The sequence below is a fragment of the Falsiroseomonas sp. HW251 genome (genome assembly GCF_050563545.1).
Classification (GTDB): domain Bacteria; phylum Pseudomonadota; class Alphaproteobacteria; order Acetobacterales; family Acetobacteraceae; genus Falsiroseomonas.
This window is the reverse complement of sequence record NZ_JBNXUM010000041.1, coordinates 19,630-35,057: the sequence shown is the minus strand read 5'-3', so window position 1 is coordinate 35,057 and position 15,428 is coordinate 19,630. Positions and strand designations below refer to the sequence as shown.

Genomic DNA, 15,428 nt, shown 5'->3' with positions numbered 1-15,428 from the left:
GCGCGGCCGTCCGGCTAGTGCGCGCGCTGCATCTGGCGACGCGCGCGGCCTGCGCCGGGCTGCTCGATCTCCACCTCGTCGCGCTTCAGCGTCTCCCGCACCGTCTCGACGCGCTCGCTGCGCTCGGTGCGGACGACGATCTCCTCGCGCAGGCGCAGGTGCTTCTCGACCACCGGCACCTCCGCGGTTTCGATCACCTCGACCGTCACCTCGGTCAGCACCTCGCCGGTCCGGGCATCGCGCTGCGGGCGGCGCCGCTCCACCACCACGCGCTCGCTCGTCAGCGTGACCTGGCGCTCCACCGGCGTCTCGACGACGAAGCGGTGGATGCGCGCGGTGCCGCGCGCCTCGGTGCGCTTGCCGACCTCGAGGACCTCCTCGCCGAGCGCGATCACCTCCTCGGCGTTGGCCGGCGCCTGGCGGACGGGCTGCTGCGGCGACGGCTGCCGCTGCTGCAGCTGCTGTCGCTGGGGCTGCTGCTGCATGCCCTGCATCATGCCCATCCAGGGCGCGAAGAAGAGTTCGGTCAGCGAGACCGCGGTCGCACGCGACGGCATGGCGGCCTCCGACGCGGTGGTGGCCACGCGCGTCATCTGCCGCGCCATGTCGGTCGCCATCTTCGCCGGCCTGACGGCCGCATCGGCAACGTGGCGAGCGGTCTCGCGGACCTGCCGCTCGGCCTGGTGCTGCGCACGCAGCTCCTCGCGCTGGCGGCGGGATTCCGCTTCCTCCTGCTCGCGCTGGCGGCTCGCCTCGGCCTCGGCCTGCTCACGCGCCTGATCGGCCTGCTCGCGCTCCTGACGGGCCTGGGCGCGGCGATCCTCGGCCTCCTGCTCGCGGGCCTGCTCTGCCTCGGCGCGACCGGCCTCGATCTTCTCGGCGACGCCCTGCACCTGCTCCTCGCTGAGCGCGCGCTGGACCGCCGGCAGGATCTCCGTCTTCTCGTCGCGGGCGTGCTGGCGGAACGCCTTCTGCAGCTCCTTCAGCCGCTGCGCGAAGCTCTCGTCGCCCTTGGGCAGGCCTTCGAGCTCGGCCAGCTGGGCGCGAAGCTCGCGGTTGTCGCGGATCGCGTCGGTGACGAGTTCCTTCGTCTCGGCGTTCCGGCGCAGCACGGGGAACAGGTGCTGCTCCTCCAGGCTGGCATGCAGTTCGAGCTCGGCCTTCAGCTCGGCAAAGAGGCGCTCGCGCGTCTTCACCGCGCCGTCGGAGGTCTCGGCGAGCTTCGTGAACAGCTCGTTGGCCCGTGCGGGGCCGGCTTGCATCAGGGTGCGCAGGTTCATGTGGTCCAATCCCTTGTTGCCGACGGCGCAGGCCGTGGCGTTCAGGGAGTCCAGCGCAGGGATGCAGGTGAAGTTTCGCAGCGCAGCAGAACAATGCAGGGTAGATGCCGCTCCGGACCGGTGGGGAGCCGTGCCTACCCTTCCTCCTCCGTCCGCATGCCGCATTCGTTGTGGATGCGCGTGGCCGCGATCGCCGCATGGCCCATGCCGACCACGATCTGATCGAGCCCCGTCACGATGTCGCCCGCGGCATAGAGCCCCTTCACCGTGGTCTGCATCCCCCCATCCACCACCAGCGCGCCCTTCGCGTCGCGTTCCGCGCCCAGGGCCGCCGCCAGCTCCGTCCTGTAGTCCAGGCCAAGCGCGGAATAGAGGATGTCGAAGCGAAGCTCCGCCCCGTCCACCCGCAGCGCCGCGATGCGGCCGTCCTGCACATCCAATGCCGTCACCGGCTTCTCCACGACGCGCACGCCATGCCGTTCCAGCCGCTCGCGCGTCGGCGCGTCCATGTCCATGCGGCCGAGCGTCAGCAGCGTCACGTCGTCGGAATAGGTCCGCGCGATGAACAGCGCCTCGCCGGCGCCGGTCGCGCCGTGGCCGATGACCGCGATGCGCTTGCCGCGGCTCTCGAAGCCGTCGCAGACCGGGCAGTAGCGCACCAGGCCGCGGCGGACGGCATCCCGCAGATCCGGCAGCTCGGGCTCGATGTCGCGGGCACCGGTCGCCAGCAGCACGTGCCGCGCGCGGATGACCGCGCTGCCGTCCAGCGTCGCGGCGAAGCCCTCGCCTTCCCGCACCAGGGACGTGACGGCGGCCGCGACCACGGGAATGCGGTAGCGGCCGAGATGCTCGCGCTGCCGGGCCAGGATCTCCGGCCCCGGGATGCCGTCGGCGAAGAAGGGGATGTTGTGGCTCGCCGGGATCCAGGCGGCCCGGGGGTCGCCGGCATCGGCCACCACCACGCGACGGCGGAACCGCGCGAGGTAGAGCGCGGCGGTCATCCCCGCGGGCCCGCCGCCCACGACCAGCGCATCGACTTCGTCCTGCATGGACCGCCAACGCGCAAGGGGTGCAGAGGTCGCGGCTCCATCATTGCCGTGAATGGCGGCCATCCGACGGACGCAGGTGGCAGGGTCCGGCCGTTGCGCCACCTTACGGACCCAAGGCGGCGCCGTGCGCCGCGCCACGCACACAAGGACCCCTTGCATGACCGACATCCTCTTCACGCCGACGACGCTCGGCGACATCCCGCTCGCCAACCGCATCGTGATGGCGCCGATGACGCGCAGCCGCGCGCCGGGCAACGTGCCGACGCCGCTGATGGCGACCTATTACGGCCAGCGCGCCGGCGCGGGGCTGATCGTGACGGAGGGCACCTCCCCCTCCGCCGACGGGCTCGGCTACATCACCATCCCCGGCCTGTTCTCCGACGCCCAGGTCCAGGGCTGGCGCGGCGTGACGGAGGCGGTGCACGCGAAGGGCGGGCGGATCGTCGCCCAGATCATGCACACCGGCCGCATCTCGCATCCCGACAACACCGGCGGGCTGCCGGTCGTCGCGCCCTCGGCCGTCGCCGCCCAGGGCCAAATGTTCACCGCCGGCGGGATGAAGCCCCTCCCCGTGCCGGAAGCGCTGACCGAGGCCGGGATCGAGCGCGTGATCGGCGACTTCGCCGCCGCCGCGCGCAACGCGGTCGCGGCCGGCTTCGACGGCATCGAGATCCATGGCGCGAATGGCTATCTCGTCACGCAGTTCCTCGCGCCCAACGCCAACCGCCGCGAGGATCGCTGGGGCGGCAGCGCCGAGAACCGCGCCCGCTTCGCGCTGGCCGTGCTGGATGCCAGCATCGCCGCGATCGGCGGCGGGCGGGTCGGGATCCGACTGAGCCCCGGCAACCCGTTCAACGACATCGCCGACCCCGCGGTGGAGGAGACCTACACGCACCTCTTCCGCGAACTCGGCAAGCGCGACTTCGCCTATCTGCACCTGCTCGGGCCGAAGCTCGACTTCGACGTGCCGGGCCTGGCGAAGCGGCTGTCGGGGGCGAGGCTGATCCTGAACGGCGGCTACGACCGCGACCGCGCCGAGGTCGACCTGGCCGCCGGCCGGGCCGAGGCGATCGCCTTCGGCACGGGCTTCCTGGCAAATCCGGACCTGCCGGAGCGGCTGCGGCGCCGCGCGCCCCTGAACGCGCCGGACAGCGCGACCTTCTACGGCGGCGACGCGAAGGGCTACACGGACTACCCCGCGCTGGCAGCGTAGCCCGCGATCGTCCCGGGCGGCCGCCACGGCAGGCCGCCCGGGAGACGCGGACCTCAGGCGAATTGGGGCGGCACCCATCGCGCTCCGCGGCGTTGCGGCAGGAAACGCAGTGTCGCTGGAGCCCCCATGCCCGACCGTCCTCCTCCCTCGCCGTCTCCCTGGGTGATCGCCGCCGCGGCGATGGCCGCCTGGCTGGCGCTCGGCACCTCCCGCCACCGGGCGCTGCTGCCGCCGCCGCGCCAGCGCGACCGCGGGCAGAAGCCGCATGCCGCGACCATCCCGCAGGACGGCGCCGGCCGCGACGCAGACCACCCCCACCAGATCCCCCGCGCGGGCTGGTGGATGATCATCAAGCGCACCCTGAATCAGGCGAACGAGGACCGGCTGCTGAGCGAGGCCGCGGGCGTCACCTTCTACGCCCTGCTCGCGCTGTTCCCCGCCATCGCGGCGCTGATCTCGCTCTATGGCCTGATCGCGGACCCCGCGACGATCTCGAAGCAGTTCGACCAGCTGCAGGGCATCGTCCCCGGCGGCGGGATGCAGCTGATCGAGGAGCAGGTCCGCCGCGTCTCCTCCAAGCCCTCCGGCACGCTCGGCGTCGGCGCCATCATCGGCCTCGCGGTGTCGCTGTGGTCGGCGAACCAGGCGACCAAGGCGATGTTCGACGCGCTGAACGTCGTCTACGAGGAGAAGGAGAAGCGCAGCTTCATCCGGCTGACGCTCGTCAGCCTGGCCTTCACGCTGGGCGGGCTGATCTTCGCGATCGTGTCGATGATCGCGGTGATCCTGCTGCCCGTGGTCTTCAACGTCATCGGCCTGCAGACGCAGGTGGAATGGCTGCTGCGGATCGCGCGCTGGCCGCTGCTGCTGCTGCTGGTCGGCACGATCCTCGCCGCGCTGTATCGCTTCGGGCCGAGCCGGGAGCGCGCGCGCTGGCGCTGGGTGACCTGGGGCAGCGCGATGGCGGCCATCGTGTGGTTCGCGGGCTCGATCGGCTTCTCCTGGTACGTCGAGAATTTCGGCAGCTACAACGAGACCTACGGCTCGCTCGGCGCCGTCATCGGCTTCATGACCTGGATCTGGATCAGCAGCGCCGTGGTGCTGCTCGGCGGCGAGCTGAACGCCGAGATGGAGCACCAGACCGCGCGCGACACCACGACGGGGCCGGAGCAGCCGATGGGCACGCGCGGCGCGAAGATGGCGGACACCGTCGCGCCGTGATCGTTGCATCGCCTCGATCCCTGCGGGAGACTTGGGGATACCGTCGGGGAGAGCGAGATGCGACGCACCACCACCCGCCGCGGCCTGCTTGCCGCGGCCGCGGCCCTGGCGCCGCTGCCAACGGTCGCGCAGGCGGCCTACCCCGACCGGCCGATCCGGCTGATCATGCCCTTTCCCGCCGGCGGCTCCTCCGACACGCATGCCCGCGCCTTCGCCGATGCGATGGGCCGCGAGCTGCCGCAGCGCATGGTCGTGGACAACCGCTCCGGCGCAGGCGGCAACATCGGCGTTGACGCCGCGGCGAAGAGCCCGGCCGACGGCTACACCCTGCTGGCGACCGGGCCCAACATCATCAACACGCGCTACCTCATCCGCGACACGCCCTTCCGCTGGGAACGCGACTTCGACCCGCTCGGGATGATGTTCTCCGCGCCCAACGTGCTGGTCGTGCATCCCTCCGTGCCGGCGCGGACGGTGCCGGAATTCATCGCCCATGCGCGCGCGAATCCGGGGCGGGTCAATTTCGGCTCGGCCGGCGCGGGCGGTTCGATCCATCTCTCGGCCGAGATGTTCATGGACATGACGGGAACCCAGATGGTGCATGTCCCCTATCGCGGCGACGCGCTGCTGCGCGCCGACCTCACGACCGGCGCGATCCAGGTCCTGTTCGGCGGCATCACCACGGCGCTGGAGCCGATCCGCGCGGGGCAGTGGCGCGCGCTCGGCGTGACCGGCCCGACGCGCTGGCCGGCGCTGCCGGACCTGCCGACAGTGGCGGAGACGTTGCCGGGCTACAGCGTGACGAGCTGGATGGGCCTGTTCGCGCCGAAGGGCGTGCCCGCCCCCGTCGTCGCGCGCCTGCGGGACGCGTTCGACAAGGTCATGGCCAACCCCGCCAACATCGCGGAGTTCGAGAAGCTCGGCGTGCAGGTCACGCCCTCCTCCGCAGCGGAGCACCTGGCCTTCATGCAGATCGAGGAACGTCGCTGGACCCCGATCCTCAGCCGCATCGAGCCGCAGTAGCGGGCGTCACCGCTTCCGCAGCGCCTCCGTCAGTAGCAGGAACACGAAGGACGCCAGGAACAACAAGCTCGCCGCGGCCAGGATGGTCGGCGTCATGTATTCCCGGACGTTGGCATACATCTGCCGCGGCAGCGTGAACTGGCCGGGGCCGGCCAGGAAGAGCGTGATCACGAACTCATCGAGCGAGGTCGCGAAGGCGAAGACCGCGCCCGCCGCGACCCCGGGCCAGATCCGCGGCAGCAGCACGCGGCGGAACGCCATCGCCGGCGGGGCGCCGAGGCTTGCCGCCGCGCGCAACAGGCCGGAATCGAAGGTGGACAGGCTCGCCAGCACGGTGATGACGACGAAGGGCACCGCGACGACGGTGTGGCCCAGCACAAGCCCCGCCAGCGTCCCCGCCAGCCCGACCAGCGAGAAGGCGAAGAACAGGGACGCCGCGGTGACAATGAAGGGGGTCACCATCGGCGCCGTCAGCAGCGCCAGGATCAGCGCGCGGCCGCGGAACTGCCCGAGATGCAGCCCGATCGCCGCCGCCGTCCCGAGCGCGCTCGCCAGCAGCATCGTGCAGGCCCCCACCACCAGGCTGTTGCGCGTCGCCAGCGTCCAGCGCTCGTTGGCGAAGAAATCGACATACCAGCGGAGCGAGAAGCCCCTGGGTGGGAAGGCCAGCACCTCGGTCGGCGAGAAGCTGAGCCACAGCGCCGCGGCCATCGGCGCCGTCAGGAAAGCCAGCACCAGCGCGCAGGCGCCGACCAGCAGCGGGGACGGCTTCAGCCCCGGCATCAGCCCCGCGCGCCCACGGGCGTGCGGCCTGTCAGCGCCTTCAGCAGCCCCACCACCGCGCCGGCCATCGCCAGCAGATAGACCGACAGCGCCGCCGACATGCCCCAGTTCACGTCGCGGTTCAGGAACTGCGCGATGAACCAGGCGACGAGCTGGTCGCGCTCCCCGCCGACCAGCGCCGGCGTGATGTAGAAGCCGACCGCGATCAGGAAGGTCATCGCCGCGCCGGCCAGCACGCCCGGCAGCGACAGCGGCAGCCAGACCCGGCGGAACGCCAGCCAGGGCGTCGCGCCGAGCGAATGCGCGGCCTGCAGGTAGCGCCGGTCGAGCCTGGTCATCACGCCGACCATCGGCAGGATCGCGACCGGCAGCAGGACGTGGATGGTCGCCAGCAGCACCGCGACGCGCGTGCCCACGAGCTGCAGCGGCGCCTCCACGAGCCCGAGGAAGACCAGCGCGTCGTTCACCGGCCCCTCTCGCTGCAGCAGCGCGAACCAGGCGGTGGAGCGCACCATGACCGACGACCAGAAGGGCAGCAGCACCAGCATCAGCGCGGCCGAGGACCAGGGCGGCCGCAGCGCCGCGATCGTCGCCGCCACCGGCCAGCCCAGCACGACGCAGGCGAGCGTCACGACCAGGCTGACCCAGAGCGTGCGCAGGAACAGCGTGACGAAGACCGCCTGGTCCGCATCGACCGCACGCACCTCGCCATCCGGCGTCCGTGTGAGGTCGAGCGCGCGCAGCATGTAGAGCGAGGTCGTCGGCCCGCTTGCGCGGCGGATCATCCTCCAGGTGTCGGGATCCGCCCAGCGGGCGTCGAGCGCGGGCAGGTTCTCGGCATAGGGCGCCGCAAGGCGCGGCCCCGCGCGCGCGGTGCGCAGCAGCAGGGCGCGCATGCCCGTCCGCTCGAAGTTCAGGCGCTGCGAGACCTCGCCGATTCGGCGTTCCTCCAGCGCGTCCGAGAGTTCCCGCGCGATCGCGGCGAAGGCGGCCTCGGGCGGCAGTCCCTGCCCGTCCCAGGCCGCAAGCGCGGCGGAGGTCCGCGGCAGCGCCGCCGGGACCTCGCGGTCGGCGACCGCCATGAAGAGCGTGATGCCGACCGGGATGACGAAGGCGCCCGCGATCAGCAGCAGCAGCGGCGCAAGCAGCGCGGCGGCGAGGAGCTTCTGCCCCCTCACTTCACCGATTCAGCCAGGACGCGAAGCGCTGCTCGAGGTCGGTGCCCTGGTCCAGCCAGAACTCCGTGTCGATCTGCAGGCCGCCGGCCTGGTGGTTGCTCATCATCAGCGGGTTGGCCGCGCGCACCGCGGGGTCGTTGGCGACCGCCGCCGTCACGGGGTTGATCGGCCACACCGCGGAAAGCGCGCGCAGCGGATCGGCATCGGTGATGTGGTTGATCAGCCGCATCGCATTCGCCGCGTTGGGCGAGCCCCGCACCACGGCCCAGTAGTCGTAGCTGTAGAGCAGCGTGTTCCAGTTCAGGTCGAGCCGCGCGCCGCCCCGGATGGCATTGGCGGTGCGTCCGACGAAGCCGACGGCATAGGCGACCTCGCCGGCGTTCACCCATTCCAGCGGCTGCTGCCCGCCCGTCCAGAACACCAGGTGCGGCCGGATGCGGTCGAGTGCCGCGAAGGCGCGCTGCTGCCCCGCCGGCGTCGCCAGCACGCGATAGACCTCGGAAGCCGGCACGCCATCGCCCATCAGCGCGATCTCGAGCGTCATGCGCGCGCCGCGGCGCAGCGTGCGCCGGCCGGGGAAGCGCTGCACGTCCCAGAATTCTTGCCAGTTCGACGGTCCGTTCGGGTTGCGCGCGACGTCGCGGAAGACCGACACGCCCCAGCCGATCGCGCCCGCGCCGCAGGTGATCGCGCCGCCCGGCAGGAACTTCTCGCGGTTCACGACGGACCAGTCGATGCGCTCGAAGATGCCGTCTTCGCAGCCGCGGATCAGGTCCGGCGCCTCCACCAGCACGACGTCCCACGTCACGTTGCGCGCCTGCACCATCGCGCGGATCGGGCCGACATTGTAGTCGTAGCTGCTGTCCCGCACGGCGACGCCGGTGCGCTGCGTGAAGGTCTCGAACAGCGTGCGCCGCATGTGGTCCTGCAGCTGCCCGCCGCCCGCGACGATGGTCAGGTCGCGCTGCGCCAGAGCGGGCGCCGCCGCGAGGACAAGCGCGAGGAGCGCGAAAAGCAGACGCCTCATCGAATGGTCTCCACCGGCGTGATCCGCCACCCCGCATTCTTTCGCTCGTAATACGCATTGAGCAAGCGGGTCGTGACCGGCCCCGGCACGCCCTTCCCCACGGGCCGCCCGTCCAGCCGCGTCACCGGGAACAGCCCGCAGGAGGTCGCGGTCAGGAACGCCTCCTCCGCCCGCGCCAGCTCCTCCGGCATCAGGCGCCCGTAGCGCGCAGGAATGCCAAGATCCCCCGCGATCTCGAACATCGTCCGGCAGGACACGCCCGGCAGGACATTGGCGTCAGGCGCGACCAGCCCGCCGTCGAGATACGCGACGATGTTGAAGCCCGGGGCCTCCGCGACCGCGCCGTCGGTAGCGAGCAGCAGCGCCACGTCCTCGCCCGAATCCCTGGCAACGAAGGTGGCGCGGTGGAAGTCGCCCCAATGCGTGTTCTTCCAGTGCGGGTTCACCGACGCCGCGGCGATGCGCGGGATGCCGCGCACGATCATGGCGTGCAGGCCGCGCCGCATCTCCTCGGGCTGGCCGCGCAGGACCAGCGGCGTGACGGTCGCGAAGAACCGATGCGCCCTGTGCCGCGCGGGGTCGCGCGTGCCGGGCACCGCGGTGCCGCGCGTGCAGGCGAAATAGACCAGCGTGTCGGGAAGCCCGCTCGCCCGCACCAGCGCGGCCAGGCGCCTGCGCAGCCCATCGCGGTCGGTGCCGGGATCGAGCCGCAGCCCTTCGCAGGATGCCAGGAACCGGTCGAGGTGATCCTCCAGCCGGAAGAAGCCGCCCTTCCAGGTGTGGACCACGTCATAGGTCATGTCGGCATACATCAGCCCGAGGTCGCGCACGGGGATCCGCGCTTCCTCAAGCGGCACGACCGCGCCGTCGAGCCAGGCCATCGCCCTGGAGAAATCCGCGTTCTCCACCGTCAGGTGGGTGGGGATGTTCAGCGCCTCGGCCATGCGCCAGATGTGCCCCCCGTCGCGTGCGCGGTCAAATGTCGCGCACGGCGGGCGCGCGGTCAGATCTTCTGCGGTCCCTGGTCCGGCACCGCGGCCCAGGCCCGGAAGGCCTCGCTCGCCGGCACGCGGCCGCTCCGGATCAGGCCGAGCCAGGCCTCGGCCGCGCGGACGAAGGGGTTCACGCCGCGCGGCCAGATCACCAGCGACAGCGCCTCCGCGAGCTCGGGCTCCGGCACGCCGAGATGCAGCGCGGCCTCGATCTCCGCTTCCAGACCCCAGCGATGGTCCGACGCCGCATGGATCGCGGCGAGGCAGGTGCGCGCCAGCGTCTCCTCGATCGCCCCGCCGAGCAGCGCGCGGCCGCCATCGAGATAGGCGTCGCGCAGGTCGGTCCCGAAATGCGCAGCCCAGGCCCCGTCCAGCGTCGCGTAGCGCGGCGCGCCCGCGGCCCAGCCCGCCAGCCGGAAGACCGCCAGCGCCCGGTCCTCGGTCCCGCCAGCCGCCCTGAACTTCAGGAGGTGATGCGTGCCGACCGGCTCCTGGCAGGCCGAGAGGATCGCGAGCCAGACGGTTTCGCGCGCCAGCGGCGCCAGGTGCCGCCGGTCCAGCGTCAGCGCGCGATACATCGCCTCGTATTGCCCATGCAGCTCCGGCAGCGCGGCCGCCATCAGCCCGTGATGCGGCAGCACGAAGCCGCCGCGCGCGGCGCGGATCGCCTCCAGGCGGGCACGGACCTCTTCCGGCTCGGGCGCGGTCATCCCGGCAAGGTGGCATGGCTTGGCGCGGCGCGGGAGGGCGGGTCAAATACGCCGGACCCAGGGAGACGACCGATGCGCCGCCGCCACGCCCTTGCCCTGCTCGCCGTGCCGCTGCTGCCGCGCGCCGCGCTCGCCCAGACCTGGGCGCCGAACCGGCCGATCACGCTTGTCGTGCCCTTCCCGCCGGGCGGCCCGACGGACCTGGCGGCGCGCGTGATGCAGGCCGGCATGCAGGCCGCGCTCGGCCAGCCCGTCGTGGTGGACAACCGCACCGGCGCGACCGGCGCCATCGGGTCCCGCTTCGTCGCGCAGAGCGCGCCCGACGGCCACACGCTGCTGGTCGCGGCCAGCGGCACGCTGACCATCAACGAGGTCGTCATGCGCAGCCCGGGCTACGCCACGGAACGCGACTTCGCCCCCATCACTTTGGTGATGAGCGTGCCCAACATGCTGGTCGTCAACCCCGCTATCCCCGCGCGGACGGTGCCGGAGGTGGTGGCCTGGATGAAGGCGCAGCCCACCGGCGTGAACTACGCCTCCTCCGGCGTCGGCTCCTCCGAGCAGCTCGGCATGGAGCTCTTCCGCCTGCGCACCGGCACCGAGGCGACCGCCGTCCCCTTCCAGGGCGGCCCGGCCGCGATGCAGGCGGTGATGCAGAACCAGGCGCCGGTCGCGATGCTGAACGCCGCGACGGTCGGACCCCAGGTCCAGGCCGGGAGCTTGCGCGGCATCGCCGTCGCCGGGCCCCGCCGCATGCCGACGCTCCCCGACGTGCCCACCATGACCGAGCAGGGCCTGCCCGATATCGTCAGCGGCAGCTGGACCGGCGTCGTCGCGCCGGTCGCCACGCCGGTGCCGATCCTCGACCGGCTGAACGAGGTGATGGTCGCGGCGCTCCGCGCGCCGGACGTGACGGAACGCCTGAACCGCGTCGGCTTCGCCGTGGACGCATCGAGCCGCGAGGAGCTCGCCCGGCTGATCGCGTCCGATCTCGCGCGCTGGCGCGAGGTGGTGCGCCAGGCCCGCATCGAGGTCAATTAGCTACCACAACCCCGGCAGCCAGAGGCTGATCGCCGGCACCAGGGCCAGCAGCAGGATCCGCACCGCGTCCGAGGCGACGAAGCCCATCACGCCGCGATAGGTCTCGCCCATCGGCACGTCCTTCGCCATGGCGTTGATGACGAAGAGATTGAGCCCGAAGGGCGGCGAGATCATCCCGACCTCGACGCTCATCAGCACCAGGATGCCGAACCAGGTCAGCACCTGCGTCCTGTCCATCCCGAAGTCGAGCGACAGCATCAGCGGCACGAAGATCGGCAGCGTCAGCAGCACCATCGCCAGGCTTTCCATGAAGCAGCCCAGGATGAAGTAGATCACCAGGATCGCGAGAAGCACGGTGATCGGCGCGACATCCAGCCGCGCGACCGCGGCCGACAGTTCCGTCGGCAGCTGCGACAGCGCCAGCGCCGCACTGAACAACTCCGCCCCGAGCAGCACCAGGAAGATCAGTCCGGTGGTCTCGGCCGTGGAGAGCAGGCTTTCCTTCAGCCCCTGCCACCGCATGCCGCCCAGCGTCACCGCAAGGACGAAGGTCGCCGCGGCGCCGATCGCCGCTCCCTCGGTCGCGCTGAACCAGCCGTCATACATGCCGGTGACGACCAGGACGAAGACCAGCACGACCGGCCAGACATCGGCGGTGGCGCGCACCCGTTCGCCCCAGTTCATCCGCGCCGCCGCCGGCGCGGCGTCGGGGGCGAAGCGGGTGTAGAGGTTCACCACCAGCATGTAGCCCGCCGTCGCGATCAGCCCGGGGATCACGGCGGCGACGAACATCTGGCCGATGCTCTGCTCGGTGTAGATGGCGTAGATCACCAGGATGACGCTCGGCGGGATCAGGATGCCGAGCGTGCCGCCGGCAGCCAGCGTCCCGGTGGCCAGCGCCGGCGAATAGCCGTGCCGGCGCATCTCCGGCCCCGCCACCTGGCTCATCGTCGCGGCGGTGGCCAGCGACGACCCGCAGATCGCCCCGAAGGCCGCGCAGCCCCCGATGGTGGCCACCGCCAGCCCGCCGCGCCAATGCCCCATCCAGGCCCGCGCGCAGCGGAACAGCGCGCGGTTCATGCCCCCCTTGGTCGCGAAATCGCCCATCAGCAGGAACAGCGGGATGACCGAGAGCGTGTAGGAGGAGAAGCGGCTGAAGGTGAGCGTGTTCAGCGAGGCAAGCAGCCGGTCCGCGCCGGAGATCGCGGCATAGCCGAGCCCGCCCACCAGCAGCATCGCGATGCCGACCGGCATGCGCAGCCCGATCAGCAGCAGGGCGCCCGCGAACATGAAAAGGCCGATGTCGAAGTTGGTCATCTTCTACCCCCCTCCCCCGCTCGCGGGAGAGGGTTTCAGGGAGTTCGCCGCGCTCTCGACCGCCACGAAACCCGCGCAGACCGTCCAGACCGTCATGCCGATCGCCGCCCCCGCATAGCCCCACCAATAGGGGATCAGCAGGAACATCGTCTCGCGCTCGCGGTCCCACATGTTGAATCCGCCGATCGCCAGCCGCCAGGCCAGCACCGCGATGACCAGCGCGCCCACCGCGCGCATCAGCGCATCCAGCCCCGCGATGGCGCGCGGCGGCAGCTTCTGCGTGAAGAAATCCACCAGCACATGCGCGCCCTTCATCTCGCAGAGCGGCAGGCACAGCGCGACGGCGACGCCGAGCAGCATCTCCACGATCTCGGAATCGCCCAGGATAGGCTTGTTGATCACCGCGCTGCGGATGACCGACGCCGTCGTCACCCCGATCGCCACCATCAGCAGCGCGCCCGCCACCAGCGCCAGCGCGGTCGCGACGCCGGTGAGCGCCCCGCGCAGCCGCGCCATCAGGTCCGGCCGTGCGCCGCGGTGACCGACATCATGTCGTCGAACAGCGCGCGCCCGTTGCGGCCGCGGCGGTTCATCTCGGCGATCCAGGCCTCATAGGCCGGCGCCACCGCATTGCGCCAGCGCGCCTTCTCGGCATCCGGGATCTCGATGATCTCGTTGCCGGCGGCCCGCGTCGCGTCGATCGCCTGCTGGGTCTGGGTATCCCAGACCTCGCCGAGCTGTTTCGACAGCGCCGCACCGGAATTGGCGTCCACCACCGCCTTCAGCTCCGCCGGCAGGCGGTTGTAGCTCCGCAGGCTCATCAGCGTCAGCAGCATGCCCTGGAACAGCCCGCCCTTGGGCTCGGAGTGGTATTTCGCGACCTCGTAGAGGCGGAAGGGATGGGTGATCGCCCAGTTGATGAGGAAGCCGTCCACCTGGTTGCGCGCCGTCGCCTCATAGACGCCGCCCAAGGGAATGCCGACCGGCGTGGCGCCGAGCGCGGTCACGGCCTCGCCGATGAAGCGGCCAGCGACGCGAAGCCGCAGCCCCTTGAAGTCGTCCTGCACGCGGATCGGCTTGCGGCTGGTATGCACCAGAGCGCGGTCGGTCGAGTGGATAGAGATGATCTTGATGCCGCGGTATTCCGTGTCGGCCAGATTCTTCGTGCAGAACTCATAGGCCGCGACGGACTCCGTGGCCGACAGGCCCGTGTTCATGAAGGGCATCTCGAGCCCCTCGGTCCCCATGAAGCGGCCGGGGGTGAAGCCGGGGACGGTCCAGATGATGTCCACCACCCCGTCTTCCAGCTGCTGCGGCAGGTCGCGCGGCTGCCCGCCGAGCTGCATGGCGGGGTAGCTCTCGATCCGGATGCGGCCCTGCGACTGCTGCTGGATCCGCGCGGCCCAGGGGTCGAGATGCAGCGTGTGATCGAGCGCCGTCGGCGAGGAGAAGCTGTGCAGCCGGAAGGTGAAGCTCTGCTGGGCCTTCGCCACCATCGGCGCGGCCAGCGCGCCGAGCCCGGCGCCGATCAGAAGTCTGCGCTGCATTGTTCTCTCCCTGTTTTCCTCAGCGCGCCGGATGGGCCGGCACGAAGACCGGGCGCAGCAGCCATTGCCGCGCGATCTCCCAGTAGCCGCGGAAGACGAAGTGGCCGTTATGGGCCAGCAGCGCCGCGCGGTTGCGCCGCCAGAAGCCGGGGATCTCGAACCAGGGCATCTGGGGATAGAGGTGATGCACGATGTGCAGGTTGTTCCAGAGGAAGAGCAGCCCGAAGACCCAGTTGCTCTCGACGCTGGCGGTTCGCTCGCCCGGACTCGGCCCCCAGCGATGCTCGATGAAGGCCCGGAGCAGGCTGAGCGACATGCCGGGCAGCACGAGGAACAGGTAGTACTGCCAGACCGGCATGCCGCAGACAAACTTCACGAAGGCCAGGATGACCGCGAGGCCCGCGAAGAAGCGCAGCCAGGCCGGCACGTCGCTGTAGTTCCCGCGCTCGAGCTTGCCGTATTCCACGATGGCCAGCTTTCGCAGCCGGATGAAGGGCCCGAGCACCAGCCGCCCGAGCAGCGTCTGGTTCGCCAGCAGCACCGCGCGCCAGACGCGGGAGTAGCGCGACCAGTCCTCCCGCCGATGGTACTGCGTCTCCGTGTCCTCGCCGGGATAGGTGAGCACGGTGTTGCGGTGATGCATGGTGTGACTGCGCTTGTAGAGCTCGAACGGCCACCAGCCCCCGATCGGCGGCCAGGCCACCGCGGTGCGCAGCCAGCGCGGGATGCTGCGCCAGCCATGGATCGCCTCGTGCTGGAGGGAGAAATGCCAGGCCAGCACATACCCCCCGAGCAGCATCAGCAGCGGCCAGGGGATCCACGCATGAAACCAGACCAGCAGGAACCAGGCGAGGTAGATCGCGGCGGCGACGCCCCAGGTCGGCAGCTCCCACCGCCGCCACCAGACCGGGGACGGCGCCAGGGCGGCGGCGCGGGGCAACTCGCTGGACATGCGCGACTGTCGCAAGACGGCCGGGACGCTGGCAAGGGCCACGGCGCGCCAGCGCAGGGCCGGCCGCGACGCGGCTGCGTCTGCCCGGTGCAGCC

Annotated in this window: 15 protein-coding genes; 4 read left to right on the top strand and 11 right to left on the bottom strand. The window is 71.3% G+C overall.

What is annotated here, in order from left to right; all coding sequences use genetic code 11:
- Positions 1-14: 14 nt before the first annotated feature.
- Positions 15-1,280, bottom strand: a complete 1,266-nt coding sequence (locus ACLF3M_RS31650) for a hemerythrin domain-containing protein (RefSeq protein WP_430661014.1) — start codon at positions 1,278-1,280, stop codon at positions 15-17.
- A gap of 134 nt (positions 1,281-1,414) precedes the next feature.
- Positions 1,415-2,329, bottom strand: a complete 915-nt coding sequence (locus tag ACLF3M_RS31645; RefSeq protein ID WP_430661013.1) for an NAD(P)/FAD-dependent oxidoreductase — start codon at positions 2,327-2,329, stop codon at positions 1,415-1,417.
- Between the two features lie 157 nt (positions 2,330-2,486).
- On the opposite strand from ACLF3M_RS31645, the gene ACLF3M_RS31640 reads away from it, so the two are divergent.
- From ACLF3M_RS31640 to ACLF3M_RS31630, 3 genes are all read left to right on the top strand, one after another.
- Positions 2,487-3,542 (top strand): alkene reductase, encoded by a 1,056-nt coding sequence (locus tag ACLF3M_RS31640; protein ID WP_430661012.1) that lies wholly within the window; start codon positions 2,487-2,489, stop codon positions 3,540-3,542.
- A gap of 126 nt (positions 3,543-3,668) precedes the next feature.
- Positions 3,669-4,763 carry a YihY/virulence factor BrkB family protein gene (locus ACLF3M_RS31635; protein WP_430661011.1) on the top strand — a complete coding sequence of 365 codons (1,095 nt, stop codon included), beginning with the start codon at positions 3,669-3,671 and terminating at the stop codon, positions 4,761-4,763.
- Between the two features lie 57 nt (positions 4,764-4,820).
- Complete coding sequence (locus tag ACLF3M_RS31630; RefSeq protein ID WP_430661010.1) at positions 4,821-5,786, top strand: Bug family tripartite tricarboxylate transporter substrate binding protein; 966 nt, start codon at positions 4,821-4,823, stop codon at positions 5,784-5,786.
- A gap of 6 nt (positions 5,787-5,792) precedes the next feature.
- Here the strand turns inward: ACLF3M_RS31630 and ACLF3M_RS31625 are convergent, their stop codons facing one another.
- Genes ACLF3M_RS31625 through ACLF3M_RS31605 form a run of 5 tightly spaced genes read right to left on the bottom strand, consistent with a single transcriptional unit; the run spans position 5,793 to position 10,476 of the window.
- Positions 5,793-6,569 (bottom strand): ABC transporter permease, encoded by a 777-nt coding sequence (locus ACLF3M_RS31625; protein WP_430661009.1) that lies wholly within the window; start codon positions 6,567-6,569, stop codon positions 5,793-5,795.
- The gene (locus tag ACLF3M_RS31620) at positions 6,569-7,747 is read right to left on the bottom strand and encodes an ABC transporter permease (RefSeq protein ID WP_430661008.1); all 1,179 of its coding nucleotides are present in this window, start codon (positions 7,745-7,747) and stop codon (positions 6,569-6,571) included. Before ACLF3M_RS31620 ends, ACLF3M_RS31625 begins: the two co-directional genes overlap by 1 nt.
- Position 7,748: 1 nt before the next feature.
- Positions 7,749-8,774, bottom strand: a complete 1,026-nt coding sequence (locus tag ACLF3M_RS31615; protein ID WP_430661007.1) for an extracellular solute-binding protein — start codon at positions 8,772-8,774, stop codon at positions 7,749-7,751.
- On the bottom strand, positions 8,771-9,718 hold the full coding sequence (locus ACLF3M_RS31610) for an aminotransferase class IV (protein WP_430661006.1): 948 nt from the start codon (positions 9,716-9,718) through the stop codon (positions 8,771-8,773). Before ACLF3M_RS31610 ends, ACLF3M_RS31615 begins: the two co-directional genes overlap by 4 nt.
- Before the next feature lie 59 nt (positions 9,719-9,777).
- Entirely contained in the window at positions 9,778-10,476 is a 699-nt protein-coding gene (locus tag ACLF3M_RS31605) for a hypothetical protein (protein WP_430661005.1), read from the bottom strand.
- A gap of 72 nt (positions 10,477-10,548) precedes the next feature.
- On the opposite strand from ACLF3M_RS31605, the gene ACLF3M_RS31600 reads away from it, so the two are divergent.
- Entirely contained in the window at positions 10,549-11,517 is a 969-nt protein-coding gene (locus tag ACLF3M_RS31600) for a Bug family tripartite tricarboxylate transporter substrate binding protein (protein ID WP_430661004.1), read from the top strand.
- On the opposite strand, the gene ACLF3M_RS31595 is transcribed toward ACLF3M_RS31600, so the two are convergent.
- The 4 genes from ACLF3M_RS31595 to ACLF3M_RS31580 are packed head-to-tail and all read right to left on the bottom strand — an operon-like array spanning position 11,518 to position 15,333.
- Complete coding sequence (locus ACLF3M_RS31595; protein WP_430661003.1) at positions 11,518-12,834, bottom strand: TRAP transporter large permease; 1,317 nt, start codon at positions 12,832-12,834, stop codon at positions 11,518-11,520. It lies immediately after the preceding gene.
- A 3-nt stretch (positions 12,835-12,837) separates the two neighbouring features.
- A complete protein-coding gene (locus ACLF3M_RS31590) occupies positions 12,838-13,350 on the bottom strand; it encodes a TRAP transporter small permease (RefSeq protein WP_430661002.1) in 513 nt (170 codons plus the stop codon).
- On the bottom strand, positions 13,350-14,381 hold the full coding sequence (locus ACLF3M_RS31585) for a TRAP transporter substrate-binding protein (RefSeq protein WP_430661001.1): 1,032 nt from the start codon (positions 14,379-14,381) through the stop codon (positions 13,350-13,352). Before ACLF3M_RS31585 ends, ACLF3M_RS31590 begins: the two co-directional genes overlap by 1 nt.
- Positions 14,382-14,400: 19 nt before the next feature.
- Positions 14,401-15,333: a fatty acid desaturase gene (locus ACLF3M_RS31580; RefSeq protein ID WP_430661000.1), complete on the bottom strand. Its 933-nt coding sequence runs from the start codon at positions 15,331-15,333 to the stop codon at positions 14,401-14,403.
- Positions 15,334-15,428: the final 95 nt, after the last annotated feature.